Source organism: Pseudomonas sp. NLJ1, from assembly GCF_049486705.1.
GTDB classification, from domain to species: domain Bacteria; phylum Pseudomonadota; class Gammaproteobacteria; order Pseudomonadales; family Pseudomonadaceae; genus Aquipseudomonas; species Aquipseudomonas inefficax.
In genome coordinates this window covers 3,391,266-3,412,402 of record NZ_CP137735.1, presented here as the reverse complement: position 1 = coordinate 3,412,402, position 21,137 = coordinate 3,391,266, and the positions used below count along the sequence as shown (strand labels likewise).

Below are 21,137 nucleotides of genomic sequence, written 5' to 3'. Positions count from 1 at the left end.
TGACCATGGACCACCGCACGCCTACCCCCGACAACCCTTGGCTGGCCCTGCGCAACCTGACCCCGGCACGCATCGCCCTGGGCCGCACCGGCACCAGCCTTCCGACCGGGGCGCAACTGGACTTCCAGTTCGCCCATGCCCAGGCTCGCGACGCCGTGCACCTGGCCTTCGACCATGCTGGCCTGGCTACCCAGCTGAGTGACCGCGGGCGCGAAAGCCTGGTGTTGCACAGCGCCGCCAGCGACCGCAACCAGTACCTGCAACGCCCGGACCTGGGGCGACGGCTGAACGAAGATTCGGTTGCTGCGCTGCGCCAGCACGCCCAAGCCAACCCCGGCGGAATCGACCTGGCCATCGTCGTCGCTGACGGCCTCTCGGCACTGGCCGTGCACCGTCACACCCTGCCCTTCCTGGCGCGCTTCGAGGAACAGGCCGCCGCCGACGGCTGGACCAGCGCCCCGGTGGTGCTGGTGCAGCAGGGCCGCGTGGCAGTGGCTGACGAGGTCGGTGAACTGCTGGGCGCACGGATGACAGTGATGCTGATCGGCGAACGCCCGGGGCTCAGTTCGCCCGACAGCCTTGGCCTGTATTTCACCTATGCACCGAAGGTCGGCCTGACCGATGCCTATCGCAACTGCATTTCCAATATCCGCCTGGAGGGGCTGAGCTATGGCATGGCGGCGCACCGCTTGCTGTACTTGATGCGCGAAGCCTGCCGGCGCCAGCTATCCGGAGTGAATCTGAAGGACGAAGCCGAGGTCCATAGCCTGGAAAGTGAACACAGCACCGGTCAGAAAGGTAACTTCCTGCTCGGCAAAGGGTAAAAAACATGTCACGGAAGGCGGATTTGCACTCGCATCGCGCATTGGGCAGCATGCCCTTGAAAGCTGCAGGCAATCCGCTGTTTCCCCTAATGGACTCTGAGGGCCGCACATGCGCATCATCAAGGCAACCCTGGAACACCTCGACCTGCTCACGCCGATGTTCGTCAAATACCGTGAGTTCTATGGGCAGCTACCCTACCCCGACAGCTCGCGCAGCTTCCTGGAAAAGCGCCTGAAGCGGGATGAGTCGGTGATCTACCTGGCGCTACCCGATGATGATGACGGCAAACTGCTGGGCTTCTGCCAGCTGTACCCGAGTTACTCGTCGCTGTCGCTGAAGCGGGTATGGATTCTCAACGATATCTACGTGGCCGAGGACTCGCGGCGCATGCTGGTGGCCGACCACCTGATGCGCGAGGCGAAGAAAATGGCCAAGGAAACCAACGCCGTGCGCATGCGGGTGTCGACCAGCGCGGACAATGAAGTAGCGCACAAGACTTACGAATCCATCGGGTTTCGTGAGGATAACGAGTTCAAGAGCTACATCCTGCCGATCAGCCAGGATTGACCGTTCCGACCTCTTCGCGGGTAAACCCGCTCCCACAGTGATAGCAACGCATCTGAAGGTGCTGTACCTGTGGGAGCGGGTTCACCCGCGAAGAGGCCGGCACAGGAATACCCCTCCCGTAACCCCCCGCTACAAACTCCCCGGGCATGTTCCTGACTTAGCCGTATAATGGCCCACCTGTCATGTGTGAAAATTTACCCATCGCCAGGTAACCGAGCCTACGCCCAAGAACACAGGTGCTGTACATGGATTTCAACCCGCTGGACCTTATCCTGCATCTCGATGCCTACCTCGATCTGCTGGTCACCAACTACGGTCCCTGGATCTACGCCATCCTCTTCACCGTGATCTTCTGTGAAACCGGGCTGGTGGTCATGCCCTTCCTGCCCGGCGATTCGCTGCTGTTCATTGCCGGCGCCGTGGCCGCCGGTGGCGGCATGGACCCGTTGCTGCTGGCCGGACTGCTGATGGCCGCCGCAATCCTCGGCGACAGCACCAACTACGTGATCGGCCGCACGGCCGGCGAGCGGTTGTTCAACAACCCCAACTCGAAGATCTTCCGTCGCGATTACCTGCAACGCACCCACGACTTCTATGAACGCCACGGCGGCAAGACCGTGACCATGGCGCGCTTCCTGCCCATCCTGCGCACCTTTGCGCCCTTCGTCGCCGGCATCGCCCACATGCACTACCCGCGCTTCCTCGGCTTCAGCGTCGCCGGTTCGCTGCTGTGGGTCGGCGGCCTGGTGACCCTGGGCTACTTCTTCGGCAACGTGCCATTCATCAAGCAGCACCTGTCGCTGATGGTGGTGGGCATCATCATCCTGTCGCTGGTGCCGATGATCCTCGGCCTGCTGCGTGGCCGCCTGGGCCGCACGGCCAAGGCGCACTGAAACCTGCCGATGTGGTCGTTCAGCGCCTGGCGGCGCAAGCGCACCCTGGCGCGCTACCCCATCGCCCCCCAGCAATGGCAGGCCGCGCGCGAGCGCCTGCCGATGCTGGACGGCATCACCGACGAAGAGGACCGCTGGCTGCGTGAAGCCTGCATCCTGTTCCTGCTCGACAAGCACCTCACCTGCCTGCCCGGCGTCGACCCGGACGACGAGCAGCGCCTGGTGCTGGCCGCCCAGGCGCAGTTGCCGCTGCTGCACCTGGGCGAGCTGAACTGGTACCAGGGTTTCCACGAAATCATCCTCTACCCCGACGACTTCAAGAGCCCCCAGCGCCACCGCGATGCCAGTGGCGTGGAGCACGTATGGGACGGCGAGCACAGCGGCGAGGCCTGGCAGCAGGGCCCGATCATCCTTGCCTGGAACGGCGTGCTGGCCAGTGGCGGCTGGGAAGCCTACAACCTGGTCATCCATGAACTGGCGCACAAGCTCGACATGCTCAATGGCGACGCCAACGGCCTGCCGCCGCTGCACAGCGGCATGCCTGTGGATGAATGGGCAACCGCCATGCAACAGGCCTATGACGACCTCAACCGCCAGCTGGACGCCAACCCCGACGCCGAAACCGCCATCGACCCGTATGCTGCGGAGAACCCCGCGGAGTTCTTTGCCGTAACCAGCGAGTACTTCTTTAGTGCTCCCGACCTGCTGCAACAGGCTTATCCACAGGTCTACCGCCAGTTGTCGCTGTTCTACCGCCAGGACCCGCTGGCGCGCCTGTGCCGGCTGCAGGCCGAACACCCGCAATACCGCGAAAGCCACGCCTGACGGGGCCGCACATCAGGCCAGGCGTGGCATGCCCATGCAGAATGTGCCTATAATCGCCGCCACTTTTTTGGTCAAACACGGGGGCACTGCCCAATGAGCTACAGCAAGATTCCGGCGGGCAAAGACCTGCCGAACGACATCTACGTCGCCATCGAGATCCCGGCCAACCACGCGCCGATCAAATACGAGATCGACAAGGACAGCGATACCCTGTTCGTCGACCGTTTCATGGCTACCCCGATGTTCTACCCAGCCAACTACGGCTTCATCCCGAACACCCTGGCCGATGACGGTGATCCGCTGGACGTGCTGGTCGTTACCCCTTACCCGGTAGCCCCAGGTTCGGTTATCCGCGCCCGTCCGGTCGGCGTACTGAACATGACCGACGACGGCGGCGGCGACGCCAAGGTCATCGCTGTTCCTCACGACAAGCTGTCGCAGCTGTACGTCGACGTGAAGGAATACACCGACCTGCCAGCCCTGCTGATCCAGCAGATCGAACACTTCTTTGCCAACTACAAAGATCTCGAGAAGGGCAAGTGGGTCAAGATCGAAGGCTGGGAAGGCGCTGATGCCGCCCGTGCCGCGATCACCAAATCGGTTGCCGCCTACAAGGGCTGATACCGGTTGCATGAAGAACCCCGCCTTGGCGGGGTTTTTTTATGCCTGATGGATGGCGGGTCGCCCTGGCACTGGATGACCTGCCTGCGCAGAAGCAACTGCCTTGCTCAAATTCTAATTGCTGGCGCGATCCCTGTGGGAGTGGGCGTGCCCGCGAACACCGGCGCAGCCGGTGCCAGCCACCGCGTTGACCTCTTCGCGGGCACGCCCGCTCCCACAGGAACCGTGCACTTGCTTGGGAGAGTAAAAAATCCTACGCAATCCTACTCCAACGCCCTACAAACAGGCGCTTTTCACACAACGCCCGTCAACATCCGGTTCATATCCTTGCTGGCACACCGCCGCTACACTCGCCGCCATGAACACATCTGGCGACCGACTCAAAGCCCTCCTCCACGAATGTGGCCTGACCCCTTCCGATTTCGCCGCCCAGCGCCGCGTTACTCCCCAGCACGTCAACAACTGGTTCAAGCGCGGCGTACCCCTGGCCCGGCTGGACGAAATGGCCGACTTGTTCTGCGTGCATCGCCGCTGGTTGCGCACCGGCGAAGGCCCCAAACACCACAGCCCGATCCTGCGCAACAGCCCGCCAGGGCCGCCGCCCGCCAACCCACACACGCCGCTGTCGGCGCAAGGCGGCCGGGCACGCAAGGTGCCGTTTTACGAAATGCACAACGGCCTGCTGTCGCCCGTGGTCGGCAAACACCTGTGCCTGCCCGCAAAATCCCTGAAAGGGTTGGGTGTGCAGGCCTGTAACGCCATATGCCTGGCCATGCCCGCCAGCAACATGACCCCGCTGATTCCGCTCCAGGCCATCCTCGCCGTCGACCTGGGCATGACCCAGGTGGTCGAGGGCGAAACCTATGCCCTGTTGCACAACGGTGTGCTGAGGGTGAACAACCTCAGCCTCGGCCAGCACGACACGCTGTACCTGCACAGCCATGATCGGCGCAACTACGCGGTCGAACGTTACACCGCCGCCCAGCGCCAGACACAGGGGCTGGAAATCCTGGGCTGGGTGTTCCACTGGTCACATTTCCGCCAGCAACGGCCTGGCTGAAACAACCTGTGCCATTTTTTGCTGGGCATCCTGCGCGCGCCCTTGTATGCTACGCCGCACATTCAGCCCCGGCCGGCGCAAGCCGCGTTCCAGAGGGCTCGGCGATATCCCACACGGGCATCTGCCATCTCTTTCAGGCCCTTGATGGCCACACAGTTAAGGCGATTGCGGCTTACCATAAATTAGTCGGAAGCGTCCCCGAGAAGCCGGCCACAAGCCGGCTTTTTAATGCCCGCCATTCTCATCCCCTGAAACTTTCTGCAGTCTTCCCATGGCCGGAAATCGCCGCTGCGTGAGTGAAAAAAATCTCATTCGCCATTTATATGACACTAGACTAACGATCATCCGTAAATCGTCGGATAAATGACGTTTCGCATGGTGCTTTCACCCTCCTGGATCTAGGCTCAAGCCATATGGGAGGAGGTGTAGTCCATGCGCAAATTATTGATTGGCTCGTCGATCCTGGCTTGTCTCGTAGTGTTGGGCGGCTGGTTGAGTCGACCGCAGCCGTTGCCGGTCAGACTACTGGAGGTCGAGCGAGGGCCGGTGGAGACGGTGGTAGCCAACACGCGCGCGGGTACGCTGAAGTCCTGTCGACGCTCGCACCTGTCCTTCAATGTCGGAGGTCAGGTTGCCGAGTTGCTGGTCAGCGAGGGCCAACGGGTCCAGCCGGATCAGGTGCTCATGCGCCTGCGGCAGGACGAGCAACAAGCCAGGCTACAGGAGGCCGAAGCGCGGCTGGAGGCCCAGCGCAACACCCGCGAACAGCGCTGCCAGCAAGCTCTTCTGGACCGGCGCGACCTTGATCGCCTGGGCCAGTTGGCCGACCGCAAGTTGATTGCCGCCGATCGCCTCGACCAGGCCGCAACCAAGGCCAACCTGGCGAAGCTGATGTGCAGTGCCAGTGCCGTGCTGATCCGCGAGGCCGACGCCAGCCTGCAGTTGCAGCGTTCGCTGCTGGAACAGACAACCCTGCGTGCGCCATTCGCCGGCATCGTCGCAGAAATCAACGGCGAGCTCGGCGAGTTCGTCACCCCTTCACCGCCGGGTATTCCCACGCCGCCGGCAGTCGACCTGATCGACGACAGCTGCCTGTATGTAGAGGCACCGATCGATGAGGTGGACGCTGCCCGCGTTCACCCCGGCACAGCCGTACGGATCAGCCTGGATGCCTTCCGTGGCCAGCATTTCACCGGGCGCGTCAGCCGCATCGCGCCCTATGTGCGCGAACTGGAGAAGCAGGCGCGCACCGTCGATGTCGAGGTGCGCTTCGACAAGCCGCCAGCAGACCTGGCCCTGCTGACCGGCTATAGCGCCGATGTCGAGATCCTTCTGGAGCAGCACGCAGGGGCCCTGCGCATCCCCACCGAGACCCTGCTGGAGGGGCAGCGTGTGCTGCGTTATGACCCGAGCGCCCGGGTGTTGCGCGAGGTGCAGGTGCAAACCGGGCTGAGCAACTGGCGCTGGACCGAGGTACTAGCAGGGCTGGACGAGGACGCACGTATAGTCGCCAGCCACGAACAGGAAGGGCTCAAGGATACCGTGGCGGTGATCCCGGTGGATGCTGCGGAGACCGAGAAATGATCCGCCTGCGCGGCGGTAGCCGCAGCTTCCAGCTGGGCGAACAGCAGGTGATGGGCCTGGACGGCCTGGACCTGGACATCGCCGCTGGCGACTACATGGCGGTGATGGGCCCGTCGGGCTCGGGCAAGTCGACCTTGCTCAACATCCTCGGCCTGCTCGACGCGCCGAGCGCCGGCGAATACTGGCTGCAAGGCGAGGCCACGGCGGCGCTGAGCGAGGCGCGCCGCGCCCAGTTGCGCAGCCGGCTGATAGGTTTCGTGTTCCAGTCCTACCACCTGATCGCACGGCTGACGGTGCTGGAAAACATCGAGCTGCCGATGGTTCTCGCCGGCATCGGTGCGGCACAACGGCGCAAGCGCAGCAGCCAGTTGGTGGCACGCCTGGGGCTGGGCGAGCGCATTGCCCATCGCCCGGCCGAGCTGTCCGGTGGCCAGCGCCAGCGCGTCGCGATCGCCCGGGCGATGGCCATGCAACCGGCGCTGCTGTTGGCCGACGAGCCCACCGGCAATCTCGATAGCCAGGCCGGCGCAGAGGTTTTCAGCCTGCTGGAAGAGCTCAATGGCGAGGGCCTGACCCTTATAGTGGTGACCCACGACGCCAGCCTGGGCGCCCGCGCACAGCGCCAGCTACACATGCGTGACGGGCGCATCCACAGTATTGCGCCGCAGCGGGCGCTGGCCTGATGCGCGCTGCCGATGCCCTGGGCTTCTGGCTCGGCGCCTTGCGTGGGCATCGCTCGCGCAGCCTGATGCTACTGCTGGCCATCGCTATCGGGGTGGTCGCGGTCAACCTTCTCACCGGTCTCGGCGCGGGGGCACGGGCCTTCGTCCTGAACGAGTTCTCGCTGCTCGGGCGCGACATACTCATTGTTTTCCCGGGGCGCAAGGAAACCACGGGGCGAATGCCGCCGCTCACCGGGCTGACGCCGCACGAGTTGACCTTGCAGGATGTCCAGGCCATCACCCGGTTGCCGGGCATACGCCGGGTCGCGCCGCAGCAGGCCGGGCAGCTGGAGGTGATAGTCGGCAACCGCAACCGTGAGGTACTGGCTCTGGGCACCACCCGGGACTTCTTCGCCATTCGTCAATTGACGGTCGTCCAGGGCCAACCCCTGCCGACGCTGGACCCGGGGCAGGCCGAAGCCGTCTGTGTGATCGGCGGCAAACTCCGACGCGAACTGTTCGGGGCTCGCCCGGCCTTGGGTGAATGGTTGCGCGCCGGTGACCGGCGCTTCCGGGTGGTTGGCATTCTCGGTGAGCGGGGCGAATCGCTGGGGATGGATTTCGCCGAAATGGTGATCATCCCGGTGGCCAGTGCCCAGGCCTTGTTCAATAGCGAGGGGTTGTCGCGGGTGTTTGTCGAAGTGCATGGTCCGAGCTTTCTCGACCGTAGCAAGCGGCTGATACTCGCCGCGCTCAAGGAGCGCCACGAGGGTGAGGAGGACATTACCCTGGTCAGCCAGGACAGCCTGCTCAGCGCCTTCGACCAGATACTCGCGGTGCTGACCCTGGCGGTAGCCGGCATCGCCGCGATCAGCCTGCTGGTGGCTGGCATCCTGATCATGAACGTGACCTGGATTGCAGTGAGCCAGCGCAGCGCCGAGATCGGCCTGCTCAAAGCCATAGGCGTGACGGCGGCGCAACTGCGCCTGCTGTTCCTTGGCGAGGCAGCGCTGCTGGCCCTGACAGGGGCGCTGGCAGGGCTGCTGCTGGCCGAAACCTTGCTCTGGCTGGGGCGCCTGGCGTTCGATCTGCCGCTCTATGCCCCCTGGTGGGCGCGGGCGGGTGCCGTGCTGCTGGCACTCGGCACGGCGCTGCTGTTCGCCTGGCTGCCGGCCGCTCGGGCCTCGGCACTGGAGCCGGTGGCAGCGCTACGCCCACCGGGGGCGCACTGATGCGCTGGCAAGATGGTTTGCGGCTGACCAGCTCGGCGCTGACCTGCCGCCCGCTGCGCAGCCTGCTGACCCTGCTCGGGGTAGCGATCGGCATAGCCGCCGTGGCGCTGCTCACGGCCATAGGCGAAGGCGTGCGCGGCTATGTGCTGGAGAACTTCTCGCAGTTTGGCACGCGGATCATCACCGTGCGCCCGGGCAAGACCCAGACCAGCGGCCTCGGCGGCCTGCTTGGCAGCGTGCGGCCACTGACCATCAGTGACACCGACGCCCTGCGGCGCTTGCCGCATGTCGAGGCGGCGGTGCCGATCATTCAGGGCAGCGGGAATATCCAGTTCGGTCAACTGAGCCGGCGCAGCGACATTCTCGGTGGCGGCCATCAGATGGCGCAGGCCTGGCGCATGCAACTGAGCCTGGGCGAGTTCCTGCCCCCGGCGCGTGACGGCCGTTCGCCGCCCTATGTGGTGCTCGGCCATCAGCTGCGTACCGAGCTGTTCGGGGCGCGCAACCCGCTGGGTGAGCTGATCCGTGTCGGCGGCGTGCGTTTCCGGGTGATCGGCGTGATGGCGGAGAAAGGCCAGTTGCTCGGCTTCAACCTCGACGATGTCGCCTACATCCCGGTTGACTGGGCGCAAAGCCTGTTCAACCGCACCGGTGTGGTCAAAGCCCATGTGGTGTTTGGCGCAGGTACCACTTCACGGGCGTTGAGCCGGCAGATTCGCGAAGTGCTCGGCGAACGACACGGCGTTGAGGACTTCAGCCTGACCACCCAGGACGACATGCTGCGCAGCTTCAACCGCGTTCTCGGCACCCTGAGCCTGGCCATTGGTGCCTTGGGGGGCATTTCGCTGCTGGTCGGCGCCGTCGGCATTCTCACCATCATGACAACCACTGTGGGCGAGCGCACGGCAGAAATCGGCCTGTTGCGGGCGATTGGCGCCAGCCCGCGGCAGGTACTTGGGTTGTTTCTGGCTGAAGCGACGCTGCTGTCCCTGGCTGGTGGCTTGCTCGGCCTGCTGTTAATGGGCCTGCTGCTGGGGCTACTGCACCTGGCCATGCCGAGCCTGCCCCTGGCGCTGCAACCGCTGTTTCTGCTGCTGGCACTCCTGCTGGCGGCGGTGCTCGGCATTCTCGCCGGCCTGGCCCCGGCCGTGCGGGCGGCCCGCTTGCATCCGGTGGCGGCGCTGCGCATCGAGTAGCGGCCAGGCCAAATAGCCCCTTGATGGGGCTGCTTTGCAGCCCTTCGCGGGCACGCCCGCTCCCACAGAATACATAACCCAAAGATTTCGCAGGGCACTGTGGGAGCGGGTTTATCGAAGCGTCGAACCGCCGCGAACACCGGCAAAGCCGGTGCCATACACCGCATCGCATTCTTCGCGGGTGAACCCGCTCCCACAGGGTGCGCGGCGTGCTTGCTGAACTCGACCCACCGCAAGCTGACAGAAAAGTAATCTGAACCTCAGCCAGCTGACAGCGCAGACCCGCTAGCGTTAAGGAAGATGGTGGGGCTTCTCGCCCCCCGAGCTGGCATTCAACCGCCCGAACAACAGCAACTTTTCGACTGACTGGACGCAACGGCATGCAAAGCAAAACCACCAGACGCTCCTTCGTCAAAGGCCTGGCCGCTACCGGACTGCTTGGCGGGCTGGGCATGTGGCGCGCACCGGTCTGGGCCGTGACCAGCCCCGGCCAACCGAACGTGCTGAGCGGCACCGACTTCGACCTCTACATCGGTGAGCTGCCGGTCAACATTACCGGCGCTGCGCGCACAGCAATGGCAATCAATGGCTCCATTCCCGGGCCCATCCTGCGCTGGCGCGAAGGCGACACCGTCACGCTGCGTGTGCGCAACCGCTTGCAGCAGGACACCTCCATCCACTGGCACGGCATCATCCTGCCGGCGAACATGGACGGCGTGCCGGGCCTGAGCTTCCATGGCATCGCGCCCGACGGCATGTACGAGTACAAGTTCAAGGTCCAGCAGAATGGCACCTACTGGTACCACAGCCACTCCGGTTTCCAGGAGCAGGTCGGGGTGTATGGTGCTCTGGTCATCGATGCGAAAGAGCCTGAGCCGTTCACCTATGACCGCGATTACGTGGTCATGCTCAGCGACTGGACGGATGAAGGCCCTGCACGGGTGCTGTCCAAGCTCAAGAAGCAGTCCGACTACTACAACTACCACAAGCGCACGGTGGGTGATTTCGTCAACGATGTGAGCGAGATGGGCTGGTCCGCCGCGGTAGCCGACCGCAAGATGTGGGCCGAGATGAAAATGAGCCCCACCGATCTCGCCGATGTGAGCGGCTACACCTACACCTACCTGATGAACGGCCAGGCCCCGGACGGTAACTGGACGGGGGTGTTCAAGCCGGGCGAGAAAATTCGTCTGCGCTTCATCAACGGCTCGGCAATGACGTATTTCGATGTGCGAATTCCCGGCCTGAAGATGACCGTTGTCGCAGCGGACGGGCAGCATGTCAAACCCGTTGCGGTCGACGAGTTCCGCATCGCCGTCGCCGAAACCTACGATGTCATCGTCGAGCCCGAAAGCGAGCAGGCTTACACCATCTTCGCTCAATCCATGGACCGTACCGGGTATTCCAGGGGCACCCTGGCCGTTCGCGAAGGCTTGCAAGCCCCTGTTCCAGCTGTTGACCCACGGCCGACCATTTCCATGAGCGATATGGGCATGGACCATGGCGGCATGAGCGGCATGGACCACGGCAGCATGGCTGGCATGGATCACGGTGACATGGCCGGCATGGACCATGGCGACATGGCTGGCACCAGCGCGCCCATGCAGAGCCACCCAGCCTCCGAGACGGACAACCCCCTGGTCGACATGCAGACGATGACCCCGACGCCAAAACTGGGCGATCCGGGCATCGGCCTGCGCGACAACGGCCGCCGTGTACTGACCTATGCAGACCTGCGCAGCACCTTCCCGGACCCGGACGGCCGCGCGCCAGGTCGCACAATCGAACTGCACCTCACCGGTCACATGGAAAAGTTCGCCTGGTCGTTTGACGGCATCAAGTTTTCCGATGCCGAGCCTCTGCGCCTCAAGTATGGCGAGCGCCTGCGCATCACCCTGGTCAACGACACCATGATGACTCACCCCATCCACCTACATGGCATGTGGAGCGACCTGGAGGATGAGAACGGCAACTTCATGGTGCGCAAACACACAATCGACATGCCGCCTGGCTCGAAACGAAGCTATCGCGTCACGGCAGACGCCTTGGGGCGTTGGGCCTATCACTGTCACCTGCTGTTCCACATGGAAATGGGCATGTTCCGCGAAGTTCGTGTGGACGAATGAACTGGAGATCCGAGATGAACAAACCAATGAAACGAAGCGCGTTTTTCCTTTCTGCAGTAATGGCGGGCCTGTTCACCGTTTATGCCCCGTCGTCGTGGTCCGGCGACAACAATCAGCAGCCTGCCGATGCCGCAAAAGCCAAGAGCACCCAAGGCATGGACCATGGTGCGATGAAGGGCATGGATCACGGCGCCATGAAAGGGATGGATCACGGCTCGATGAAAGGTATGGACCATGGCGCCATGAAGGGTATGGACCATGGCTCGATGCAAGGCATGGACCACGACAAGATGATGGAATCGCATGGCCGCGACAAAGCTAAGGCAGGGAAAGATGCTCAATAGCCTGGCACGACCATCGCTGCTGGCATTGACCGTGTCGCTCAGCGCGCTGGGTGCCACGCCCAGCTTCGCTGCTGAAGAAATGGACCATTCGATGATGGACCACGGCAAGATGAATCATGGCAGCATGCAGGGCATGGAACATGGCGCCATGGATCATGGAGCTATGGATCATGGAGCTATGGACCATGGCGCTATGGATCACTCGACAATGAACCACGGCTCGGCGGATACGCCGACGACCAGCCGTACCCCGATCCCGGTGCTGACCGATGCCGACCGCCAGGCGGCCTTCCCCCCGCTGGGCGGGCATCATGTGCATGACAGCGCGATCAACAGCTTCTTTCTGCTGGATCAGCTCGAGTACCAGGATGCCGATGAAGGCAGCACGCTGGCCTGGGATGCCTCTGGCTGGATAGGCGGCGATATCAACCGGCTGTGGATCCGCTCCGAAGGCGAACGTACCAACGGTGTCACTGAGGATGCCGAATTGCAGTTGCTGTACGGCCGCTCGATCAGCCCGTGGTGGGATGTGGTTGCCGGGGTGCGCCAGGACCTCAAGCCTGAATCCCCACAGACCTGGGCGGCGTTCGGTATCCAGGGCATGGCGCTTTACGACTTCGAAGCCGAGGCTACCGCGTTCATTGGCGAAAACGGCCAGACTGCCGCCCGCCTGGAAGGCGACTACGACATTCTGCTGACCAACCGCCTGATCCTGCAGCCGACCGCTGAAGCCAATTTCTATGGCAAGAACGACCCGGAGCGCGGTGTGGGCTCGGGCCTTGCCAATACCGAAGTCGGGCTGCGCCTGCGCTACGAAATTGTCCGCCAGTTCGCCCCCTACATCGGCATCACCTGGAACCGCTCCTACGGCAAAACCGCCGATTTCATCCGCGACGAGGGTGGTGATGTGGATGAAGCGCGTTTCGTTGCCGGTATCCGCATGTGGTTTTGAGAACCAGACATGAAAAGAACAATAACAACGCTTGTTGCAGCAGGCGCAGTGGCCAGCGTGGCCGTGCTTGGCGCTGCATACTCCGGCTTGGTCAACGTCGGCGCCGATGATCCCCATTTCCCCGCCGTGCATGCCTTTCTGGCCATGGCACGGGACCGCTCGATCGCCGTGCGGGCCAGGGACATCGAGGTACCAGACCTGAAGGATGAAGCGCTGATTCGTACCGGCGCCGGTAACTACAACGCCATGTGCATCGGTTGCCACCTTGCCCCAGGCGTCGAGAAGACCGAGCTCAGCCAGGCGCTGTATCCATCGCCCCCCAACCTGACCAAAAGCGGGATCGGTGACGACCCCGCTGCGGCGTTCTGGATCATCAAGCACGGCATCAAGGCCTCTGGCATGCCGGCCTGGGGCAAGAGCATGGGCGATGAGTACATCTGGGGCATCGTCGCTTTCCTGGATCAGCTACCCCAGTTGAACGCCCAGCAGTACCAAACGATGGTCGCGGCCAGTGGCGGCCACCAGCATGGTGGTGGCGAAAGTGAAATGCATGACCATGAAGGCCAGCATGGCGACAACATGCCTGGTCACCAGGGTGAGCGGGCCTCGGGCGCAGGCCAGCATGATGAGGGGCATTCAAAGGCGCATACTCATCGCGATGGCAAGCAGCACATGCATAAAAACTGAAGGCAGGATACGTATGCCGACAGGTTTGCAGCGCCTATGAGACCGAGCGCCGCCCGCGCGGCGCTTCGCGGGGCAAGCCCGCTCCCACATTTGTTGCAACGTACCAAACCTGTCAGGCCATGGTTGCCCGCTTTGTTGGACTGGCGATATCTCCCCGTTGGCGCTGCTGCCGCCCCACCGATCTTGAATCTTGCGCCAAGGCTGACAACCATGGCCTCCCAGGCATGGCCACGTTGCAACAAATGTGGGAGCGGGCTTGTCCCGCGAAGCGCCGCGCGGGCGGCGCTCGGTCTCATAGGCGCTGAAATTGCTAAGGCGAACACCTTGCGGCCCTCATGCGAACTGAAGGCAAGCCTCACTGCTTCATGCCCAGCTCAGCATCGTCCATCAGCGCCTTGGCCATTGCACTCAGGTAGTGGGCAGCCCAGATCATCATCGGTTTCTCGTCCATAAGGCCGGTGATGGTCAGTTCGCGGACATAGCCCATCAGTTCCGAGGACTGCTCGCGGGCGTCCTTGCACGGGATACCGGGTTCGATGCGGAACAGTGGGTGGGTGCCGTTTTCGCCTTGGTAGAAGGTGGTTTTGCCGACGGTGAATTGAGTGTCTTCTGTGGTCATTTTTGAATCCCCTGAAAATTCTCGACTGCCTGGACGGGCCCTTTCGCGGGTGAACCCGCTCCCACAGGTATTGCATCTACCTCATGGCTTGTGGAGATCCTGCGGGAGCGGGTTTACCAGCTCCCCACAGGTACTGCATCTACCTCATGGCTTGTGGAGATCCTGTGGGAGCGGGTTTACCCGCGAAGAGGCCAGCCCAGACAAAGCAACACTAAAACCTCAGTGCAAAGTCCGAGGCCCAGTGGGCATCTGCACCTGAATCAGTGCCGACTCCAGCAAAGCCCGCAACGTCTCCAGTTCATGCATCGACGTCATCATCAAAACCGACGCCGGCGATTTGGGCTGCAGCAGCATGGCCTGATGCACAACGGTCGCAGCGCACAGCGCGTAGTCCGTGGCCTGGATCAGGGTGTCTTCAAGGGAATGGGTAGCGTGGGGCGGATCGGGGACAATTTTTAGCATAGTGACATTCTCTGTAGGTTAATCAGAGACCGGCACTCATGACTTGCAGTGTGATGGGTGGCGGCCACGTACGGGTCTGCAAGACCGGACAGAGAACGAAACCGGCAGGTTCGAAAACCTCCCGTACGCAGCCACCATAAAGCGCGCGCAATGGCATGCCATTGGCTATCGGTGATCGGTAATCGTTCTCTGAGCGGGCTTGCAGGCCCGGTCGCTGATTTGGCAACGACAGGGCCACACTAGGCCGCCAGGAACAACACCGCAATGGCTCAAGGGCGCTAGGAAGCTATTTCAGAAATGGCCTACGCGCAACGGGAAAAATCTGATTATCAGAAGTCATACCGCGCCCCAACCATCATGCTCCGCGACGGCCCGTAGAAGTTGAACGTCGAGGTCGACCCCACCCGCGACAGGTAGTCCCGGTCGAACAGGTTGTTGACGTTGAAGGTGGCCGTCAGCTTCGAGGTAACCGGATACGACAGCATTGCATCCACGGTCGCATAGCCTGGCGCGTCGATGCGCACACCGCCGTTCTCGGAATAGAAGTTGCTCATCGCCGAGATACCGCCACCAATCGCCAGGCCGTTCAGCGGCCCTTGGCTGATGGTGTACTTGCTCCACAGCGATGCCTGGTTGCGCGGCATGATGAAGAAGGTGGTTTCGGCATCGCCCTTGAGGGTTTCGGTTTCCATCCAGGTGTAGCCGGCCAGCACTTCCCAGTTCGGCGCCAGCTTGCCGCTCACTTCCACTTCGGCGCCTTTCACACGGGTCTTGCCGGATGCAACAGAGTCAGTGGTAGCCACACCGTCGGCGTCATACACGGTGGTCGCGCGGTTCTTGTCGGTCAGGCGGAACACCGAGAAGCGGGTATTCAGGTCGCCACCGAAGTAGCTGCTCTTGAGGCCAAACTCGTACTGCTCGCCCTCACGCGGCTTGAGTACCCGGCCATTGCTGTCGGTGTCGGACTGCGGCTTGAACACCTGCGAATAGCTGGCGTACAGCGCATGGTTCTCGGTCAGGTCGTAGACCAGGCCGCCATACGGGGTGAAGTGGCCATCCACGCGCTTGCTGTCGTTGGTGGTGGCGCCGCTGCTGAGAGTAGTGGTGTAGAAATCACCGCGATACCAGCTGAAGCGGCCCCCGGCGATAAGCGCCAGACGCTCGACCGGGCGGAAGGTGACCTTGGAGTACAGCCCGTATTCCTCTTCCTGCATACCAGTCTCGGTGCTGTAATTGGGCGATGGCTTGGCGAACTGCTTCGGCGAGTATGTATTGACGTTGATGGCGCCAAGGTTGGTTGTGCCGTTGAGGTACTCGGTGTCGTAGTTCTTGTAGTCGCTGCCGACCACGAATTCGCTGACCTGGCCGAAGGTTTCGAACGGCTGGCTGTAGCTGGCGTCCAGCGAGTAGGTGTCCTGGGTGAAATCGCGGGCGCTGGCGCGCTCGGAGTTCGCGCCAGTGGTGGCGTTGGTCGCGGTGAAGGCGTACAGGTAATTGGTGTCGCGATGCGAACCACGTGCTGCGACACGGCCATAGCCCCCGTTGTCGAAGCGGTGGGTCAGCTCAGCGACCAGGTCGGTGGTCTTGCCGTCGAAGTAATTCCAGTCAGCCCCCAGGAACTTCGAATGGCTGAAGTCGGGCACTTCGCCGGACAGCGTTGCCGGGTAGCCATTGTGCGGGGTGATGTTCTTCACTTCATGAATCAGGCCGAACGACAGGGTGGTGGCGTCGTCCAGGTCGACGTCCAGCGCACCGTAGTAGCTGTTGCTGGTGTTGGCGTTGTAGTCGACCTCGCCATTGGTGTCGTCCCGCGAGGCGATGAATCGCCCGCGCACGCGGCCGGCATCATCCAGCGGCCCGCTCAGGTCGATTTCTTCGTGGTTGGTGTCCCAGGTGCCATAGCTGCCTTCGACGTGCCCCTGGAACTCGGCGGTCGGGCGCTTGCGCACCATGTTGACGATGCCGCCCAGTTCGCTGGTACTGCTGAACAACCCGGCCGGGCCACGCATGATCTCGACACGGTCGAATGCCGCCAGCGATGGTACTGTACCGAAGATGCTGGCCATGGGCGCCGGCAGGCCGTCGATATTGAACTCACTGTACTCGTAGCCACGGGCGTAGATCGACGAACGGCCACTGTCGTTGGTCAGGGTTCGCAGGCCGGCGGTGTACTTGGCCAGGTCATCGAGGTGCACGAACCGGCGGTCCTTGACGTAGTCCTGGGTGTAGACGGTGATCGATTGCGGAATGTCCTTGAGCGCTGCGGGGGTCTTGGTACCCACGGTGGCGGCGTCCACGCTGTAGCCGCCGGTGTCTTCCGACGGCAGCATGTCGTACAGGCGGTTGCCTTCGATGGTCAATGCTGGCAAGTCAAGCGCGTTGTCCTCGACAGACGCCTGGGTCGCTACCGTTTCGGCAAGTGCCGACAACGAAAACGGCGCCAGCACCCCCAGTACCAGCCAGCCCCGCCCCCTTCGCGAGTCCCCCAAACTTTTGAAACTGCTCATGACACCCTTTCCCCAAATGGTAGTAATTCGCAAACGAAACAAGTTGCTTTTTGCGAACGATACCGAAGGGAAATCGGGGGTGCAGCAGGATTAACCTTCTTAACACATCAAGGCGTTGCCCTCGCCCTGCCGGCAATGGGATGATTCGTAACTGATACGAATTCTCATTCAAGGCTCGCCGTGCCCACCTCACTCCTCCTCGCCGAAGACGACGCACGCCTGCGTCAGGACCTGGAACGTCATTTCCTCAACCGGGGTTTCCGGGTGCACGCATGCGCCACCGGCGCCCAGGCCCTGAATGTCATACAGCAATCACAGTTCGAGCTGGTGCTGCTGGATATCATGCTGCCGGGCATCGATGGCCTCAGCCTGCTCGACGAGTTGCGCCGGCAGCAGGCGGTGCCGGTCATGCTGATGTCGGCGCTGGGGGCCGAGCAGGATCGCATCAGTGGCTTTACCCGGGGCGCGGACGATTACTTGCCCAAGCCCTTCAGCCTGGCCGAGCTGGATGCCCGGGTCGATGCGTTGCTGCGGCGTGTGGCGTTCGATCGTGGTACGGCGCTGCGTGCCGACGTCGGCGAGGTGATGCTCGACCATGACCGCCAGGACGTTATCCACAAAGGCAAGGCTGCCGGCCTCACCGCCTCCGAATTCCGCTTGCTGGCCACCCTGCGGGCCCACCCCGGCGAAGCCTTGAGCAAACCGTTTCTCTACCAGACCGTGCTGCACCGGGCCTACACCCGCCTGGACCGCGGCCTGGATGTGCATGTATGCAACCTTCGCCGCAAGCTGGCCGACATCGCTGCCCAGCACCTGCAGATCCAGGCCGTACGCGGCCAAGGGTACATCCTGGTCGACACGGAACAAGCCTGATGCGCCGTCATCCCTTGCTATGGAAGCTGGCCGTACTGCAGGTCGGCTTCTGCCTGTTGCTGACCTGGCTGATCTGGACCTGGGGCCTGTCGGTGGAGCGCAGTACCTACTTCCTGTCCCAAGCCGACCAGGACTACCTGGCGCGCTTTGCACAGCAAGCCGAACAGGCCTGGGAGCAAGGCGGCGCGGCGGGTGCCGAGGCCTGGCGCAGGCAACTGGAACAGGCCGAGGGCACTTGGGTGGCGCTGGTCGGGCCGCATCTGCAGAGCCTTGGCAGCACCCCACTGAGCGCTGAGGAAGCCAGCCACCTGACCTTCATGCGCAAGCTCGACTGGCCGATGAGCCGGCGCCTGCAGGATGAACTGCCCTACGTCAGCATCGAGTTCCCGCAGCACCCCGAACATGGTCGCCTGGTAATGCAACTGCCCGAACACCTGTTGCCTACCGGCCTGACCCCATGGACCCATGTGATCACCCATGGCGTTGCCCCCACGCTGCTCGCCCTGCTGCTGGTTCTGGCGCTGTACCGCCACCTTGTGGTGCCACTGAACCGTCTGCGCGACCGTGCCGACGCCCTGCGTGCCGATGACCTCGACAGCCCGGCCCTGCCCCTGCAGGAGCGGCACGATGAGCTTGGTGAACTGGCGCAGGCCTTCGAGCACATGGCCGGGCGCCTGCGCCAGAGCCTGGAGCAGCAACGCCTGTTGCTGCGCACGCTGTCCCACGAACTGCGCACGCCGCTGGCGCGGCTGCGCATCGCCCATGACAGCAGCTTGCCGCCAGCCCAGTTGCGCGAGCGCCTGGACCGCGAGGTCGCCGACATGCAGAAGCTGCTGGAGGACACGCTGGACCTGGCCTGGATGGACACCGAACAGCCCAGCTTGCCGACCGAACCGGTGTTGATAGTTTCGGTGTGGGAAGCCTTGTGCCAGGACATCTGCTTCGAAAGCGGCTGGGACCGCGCCCGCCTGCCCTGCTCGCTCGGCCCCGACTGCGTGGTGCAAGCCCACTTGGACAGCCTGGCCCAAGCCTTGGAAAACCTGATGCGCAATGCCATCCGCCACTCGCCGGCCGAGGGCCGGGTCAATCTGGATGGCTGGCTGGAGGGCGATTGCTGGCACCTGCGCCTGAGTGACCAGGGCCCCGGGGTGCCGCACGCCGAGCTCGAACGCATCTTCAAGCCCTACCAGCGGCTGGCCGACAGCGGCGCGGGCTTCGGCCTGGGCCTGGCCATCGCCCGCCGCGCCATCGAACTGCAAGGCGGGCGCTTGTGGGCCAGCAATGGTCACCCGGGCCTGTGCCTGCACATGACTTTGCCAATGGCCCAGGACTGTTTAGAAAGTTAATGCGCTTTACGCTCAATCAGGACTGATTATCATCTGGACGTTCCTGCCTTGCGCTCCTTGCAAAGCCCTGATGAGACACCTGATGAGCAAGATGACCCTGACGCTGGCTTTGGTGCTGGCCCTTGCGGCCCCTGCTGCCCTGGCGCAGCCCGAGCATCAACAGAAGATGGATACCTCGCTGCTGCAGCGCCAGGACCTGGCCTACCGCTTCAGCCAGCTCGACCTGGACTCGGCCGATGGCCAGCGTCATTACCGCTTGTGGGTCGGCCAACCAGACCGCCCGGCGCCAGCGGCAGGTTACCCGGTGCTGTGGATGCTCGATGGCAATGCCGCGCTGGGGACGCTGGACAGCCTGCTGCTGGGCAAGCTTGCCGCCGGCCAGGCGCCATTGCTGGTGGCCGTGGGGTACCAGACCGATCAGCGGATCGAGCGGGTCGGGCGTACCTATGACTACACCCCGGCGCTGCCTGGGCAGGCTGAGCAGCTGGACCCGTTGACCGGGCAACCGAGCGGTGGCGTGGACGAGTTCCTCGATCTGCTGAGCGAGCGCATGCGGCCGCTGGTGGCGGGTGTGGCACCGATCGACCTGCAGCGGCAGACTTTGTGGGGACATTCCTACGGTGGGTTGGCCGTGCTGCATGCGCTGTTCACCCGGCCTGGGGCTTTCAGTGACTATGTGGCGGCCAGCCCTTCGCTGTGGTGGCATGATGGTGCGATCGTGCGTGAGGCGCAGGGGCTTGGACAGCGCTTGGGTAGCAGCCGGCCTCGATTGTTACTGATGCGCGGGAGTGAGGAGCCGGCTAACCCCCGCATGCCGGTGCAAGGCGATGGAGAACGGGCGGCGCGAGAGCTGGCGGCAGACCTGGCCAAGGTGCCGGGGTTGCAGGTACGGTTCGAACGATTTGACGGGCTGGGGCATGGGCCGATGTTACCGGCCTCGCTGAAGCGGGTGATTGAAGGGATGTCTCGATAATCCTGCACTGGTCTCTTCGCGGGTAAACCCGCTCCCACAATGCCTCTTCAGCCCTTCACACATACCACCTGCCGCAAGGTGTGCACCACCTCCACCAGCTCCTGCTGCGCGCGCATCACCGCATCGATGTCCTTGTAGGCCATGGGGATCTCGTCGATCACCTCCTTGTCCTTGCGGCATTCCACATGCGCCGTGGCCCGCCGCTGATCTTCCCCGGTGAAGCGGCTCTTGGCCTTGGTCCGGCTCATCAGGCGACCGGCACCATGGCTGCAGGAACAGAACGACTCCTCGTTGCCCAGCCCTCGAACGATAAAGCTCCTGGCCCCCATTGAGCCGGGAATGATCCCCAACTGCCCTTTCTGCGCCGACACCGCCCCCTTGCGCGTCACCAGCACTTCCCGGCCAAAATGCTGCTCGCGCTGCACATAGTTGTGGTGGCAGTTCACCGCTTCCAGGCTGGCCTCGAACGGCTTGCCCAGCGCCTTGCGAGCCGCACCGACCACCGCCAGCATCATCAGCTCGCGGTTCTGCCTGGCGTAATCCTCATGCCGTAGCCGATATCCACCCCCACTGCGGCGGGGATGATCGCGCCAACTGTGGGGATCACACTGCCAATGGTCGAGCCCTTGTCCAGGTGCACATCCGGCATCACCGCCAGGTGCTTGAAGATGAACGGCATCCTGGCCGTGTTGAGCAGTTGCTTGCGGGCATCGTCTTCCACCGGTACGCCGTCGGTCCACAACTTTACCGGCTTGCCGTCGGCGACCTGGAGAATATCCATGG

General features: G+C 63.1%; 20 protein-coding genes and 1 pseudogene. 17 read left to right on the top strand and 4 right to left on the bottom strand.

Annotated features, from left to right (window positions below; genetic code table 11):
* Nucleotides 1-5 precede the first annotated feature (5 nt).
* From eutC to R9B85_RS15350, 14 genes are all read left to right on the top strand, one after another.
* On the top strand, nt 6-824 hold the full coding sequence (gene eutC, locus R9B85_RS15415) for an ethanolamine ammonia-lyase subunit EutC (protein ID WP_423770342.1): 819 nt from the start codon (nt 6-8) through the stop codon (nt 822-824).
* A 109-nt stretch (nt 825-933) separates the two neighbouring features.
* The gene (locus R9B85_RS15410; protein ID WP_003257044.1) at nt 934-1,392 is read left to right on the top strand and encodes a GNAT family N-acetyltransferase; all 459 of its coding nucleotides are present in this window, start codon (nt 934-936) and stop codon (nt 1,390-1,392) included.
* 245 nt (nt 1,393-1,637) lie between these two features.
* Nucleotides 1,638-2,285: a DedA family protein gene (locus R9B85_RS15405; protein WP_025337547.1), complete on the top strand. Its 648-nt coding sequence runs from the start codon at nt 1,638-1,640 to the stop codon at nt 2,283-2,285.
* Between the two features lie 9 nt (nt 2,286-2,294).
* Complete coding sequence (locus R9B85_RS15400) at nt 2,295-3,110, top strand: zinc-dependent peptidase (protein WP_423770341.1); 816 nt, start codon at nt 2,295-2,297, stop codon at nt 3,108-3,110.
* A gap of 93 nt (nt 3,111-3,203) precedes the next feature.
* Nucleotides 3,204-3,731, top strand: coding sequence for an inorganic diphosphatase (ppa, locus tag R9B85_RS15395; protein WP_003255365.1), 528 nt, complete (start codon nt 3,204-3,206; stop codon nt 3,729-3,731).
* A 358-nt stretch (nt 3,732-4,089) separates the two neighbouring features.
* Entirely contained in the window at nt 4,090-4,791 is a 702-nt protein-coding gene (locus R9B85_RS15390) for an XRE family transcriptional regulator (protein ID WP_112254115.1), read from the top strand.
* A 432-nt stretch (nt 4,792-5,223) separates the two neighbouring features.
* The gene (locus R9B85_RS15385; RefSeq protein WP_313852537.1) at nt 5,224-6,375 is read left to right on the top strand and encodes an efflux RND transporter periplasmic adaptor subunit; all 1,152 of its coding nucleotides are present in this window, start codon (nt 5,224-5,226) and stop codon (nt 6,373-6,375) included.
* Nucleotides 6,372-7,058, top strand: a complete 687-nt coding sequence (locus R9B85_RS15380; RefSeq protein ID WP_112254113.1) for an ABC transporter ATP-binding protein — start codon at nt 6,372-6,374, stop codon at nt 7,056-7,058. The genes R9B85_RS15385 and R9B85_RS15380 overlap by 4 nt, the downstream gene beginning before the upstream one ends.
* A complete protein-coding gene (locus tag R9B85_RS15375) occupies nt 7,058-8,269 on the top strand; it encodes an ABC transporter permease (RefSeq protein WP_112254112.1) in 1,212 nt (403 codons plus the stop codon). The genes R9B85_RS15380 and R9B85_RS15375 overlap by 1 nt, the downstream gene beginning before the upstream one ends.
* Nucleotides 8,269-9,465, top strand: coding sequence for an ABC transporter permease (locus R9B85_RS15370; protein WP_112254111.1), 1,197 nt, complete (start codon nt 8,269-8,271; stop codon nt 9,463-9,465). Before R9B85_RS15375 ends, R9B85_RS15370 begins: the two co-directional genes overlap by 1 nt.
* A 380-nt stretch (nt 9,466-9,845) precedes the next feature.
* Complete coding sequence (locus R9B85_RS15365) at nt 9,846-11,591, top strand: copper resistance system multicopper oxidase (protein ID WP_423770340.1); 1,746 nt, start codon at nt 9,846-9,848, stop codon at nt 11,589-11,591.
* Between the two features lie 14 nt (nt 11,592-11,605).
* A complete protein-coding gene (locus R9B85_RS15360) occupies nt 11,606-11,935 on the top strand; it encodes a hypothetical protein (RefSeq protein WP_112254167.1) in 330 nt (109 codons plus the stop codon).
* Complete coding sequence (locus tag R9B85_RS15355) at nt 11,925-12,887, top strand: copper resistance protein B (protein ID WP_207878824.1); 963 nt, start codon at nt 11,925-11,927, stop codon at nt 12,885-12,887. The genes R9B85_RS15360 and R9B85_RS15355 overlap by 11 nt, the downstream gene beginning before the upstream one ends.
* A gap of 9 nt (nt 12,888-12,896) precedes the next feature.
* The gene (locus R9B85_RS15350) at nt 12,897-13,574 is read left to right on the top strand and encodes a c-type cytochrome (protein WP_112254108.1); all 678 of its coding nucleotides are present in this window, start codon (nt 12,897-12,899) and stop codon (nt 13,572-13,574) included.
* A gap of 355 nt (nt 13,575-13,929) precedes the next feature.
* Here R9B85_RS15350 and R9B85_RS15345 read toward each other — a convergent pair whose 3' ends face one another.
* From R9B85_RS15345 to R9B85_RS15335, 3 genes are all read right to left on the bottom strand, one after another.
* Complete coding sequence (locus R9B85_RS15345) at nt 13,930-14,193, bottom strand: DUF3077 domain-containing protein (RefSeq protein WP_207879678.1); 264 nt, start codon at nt 14,191-14,193, stop codon at nt 13,930-13,932.
* A 219-nt stretch (nt 14,194-14,412) separates the two neighbouring features.
* On the bottom strand, nt 14,413-14,655 hold the full coding sequence (locus R9B85_RS15340; protein WP_112254106.1) for a hypothetical protein: 243 nt from the start codon (nt 14,653-14,655) through the stop codon (nt 14,413-14,415).
* 329 nt (nt 14,656-14,984) lie between these two features.
* Complete coding sequence (locus R9B85_RS15335) at nt 14,985-17,162, bottom strand: TonB-dependent siderophore receptor (protein WP_423770339.1); 2,178 nt, start codon at nt 17,160-17,162, stop codon at nt 14,985-14,987.
* A 180-nt stretch (nt 17,163-17,342) separates the two neighbouring features.
* Between R9B85_RS15335 and R9B85_RS15330 the strand changes: the two genes are divergently transcribed.
* The 3 genes from R9B85_RS15330 (at nt 17,343) to R9B85_RS15320 (ending at nt 20,354) form a co-directional block, all read left to right on the top strand.
* A complete protein-coding gene (locus R9B85_RS15330; RefSeq protein WP_423770338.1) occupies nt 17,343-18,035 on the top strand; it encodes a response regulator transcription factor in 693 nt (230 codons plus the stop codon).
* Nucleotides 18,035-19,381: a HAMP domain-containing sensor histidine kinase gene (locus R9B85_RS15325; protein WP_423770337.1), complete on the top strand. Its 1,347-nt coding sequence runs from the start codon at nt 18,035-18,037 to the stop codon at nt 19,379-19,381. The genes R9B85_RS15330 and R9B85_RS15325 overlap by 1 nt, the downstream gene beginning before the upstream one ends.
* 82 nt (nt 19,382-19,463) lie before the next feature.
* Entirely contained in the window at nt 19,464-20,354 is an 891-nt protein-coding gene (locus R9B85_RS15320; RefSeq protein WP_112254102.1) for an alpha/beta hydrolase, read from the top strand.
* Between the two features lie 47 nt (nt 20,355-20,401).
* Here the strand turns inward: R9B85_RS15320 and R9B85_RS15315 are convergent.
* A pseudogene (locus tag R9B85_RS15315) lies at nt 20,402-21,135 on the bottom strand (RtcB family protein).
* Nucleotides 21,136-21,137: the final 2 nt, after the last annotated feature.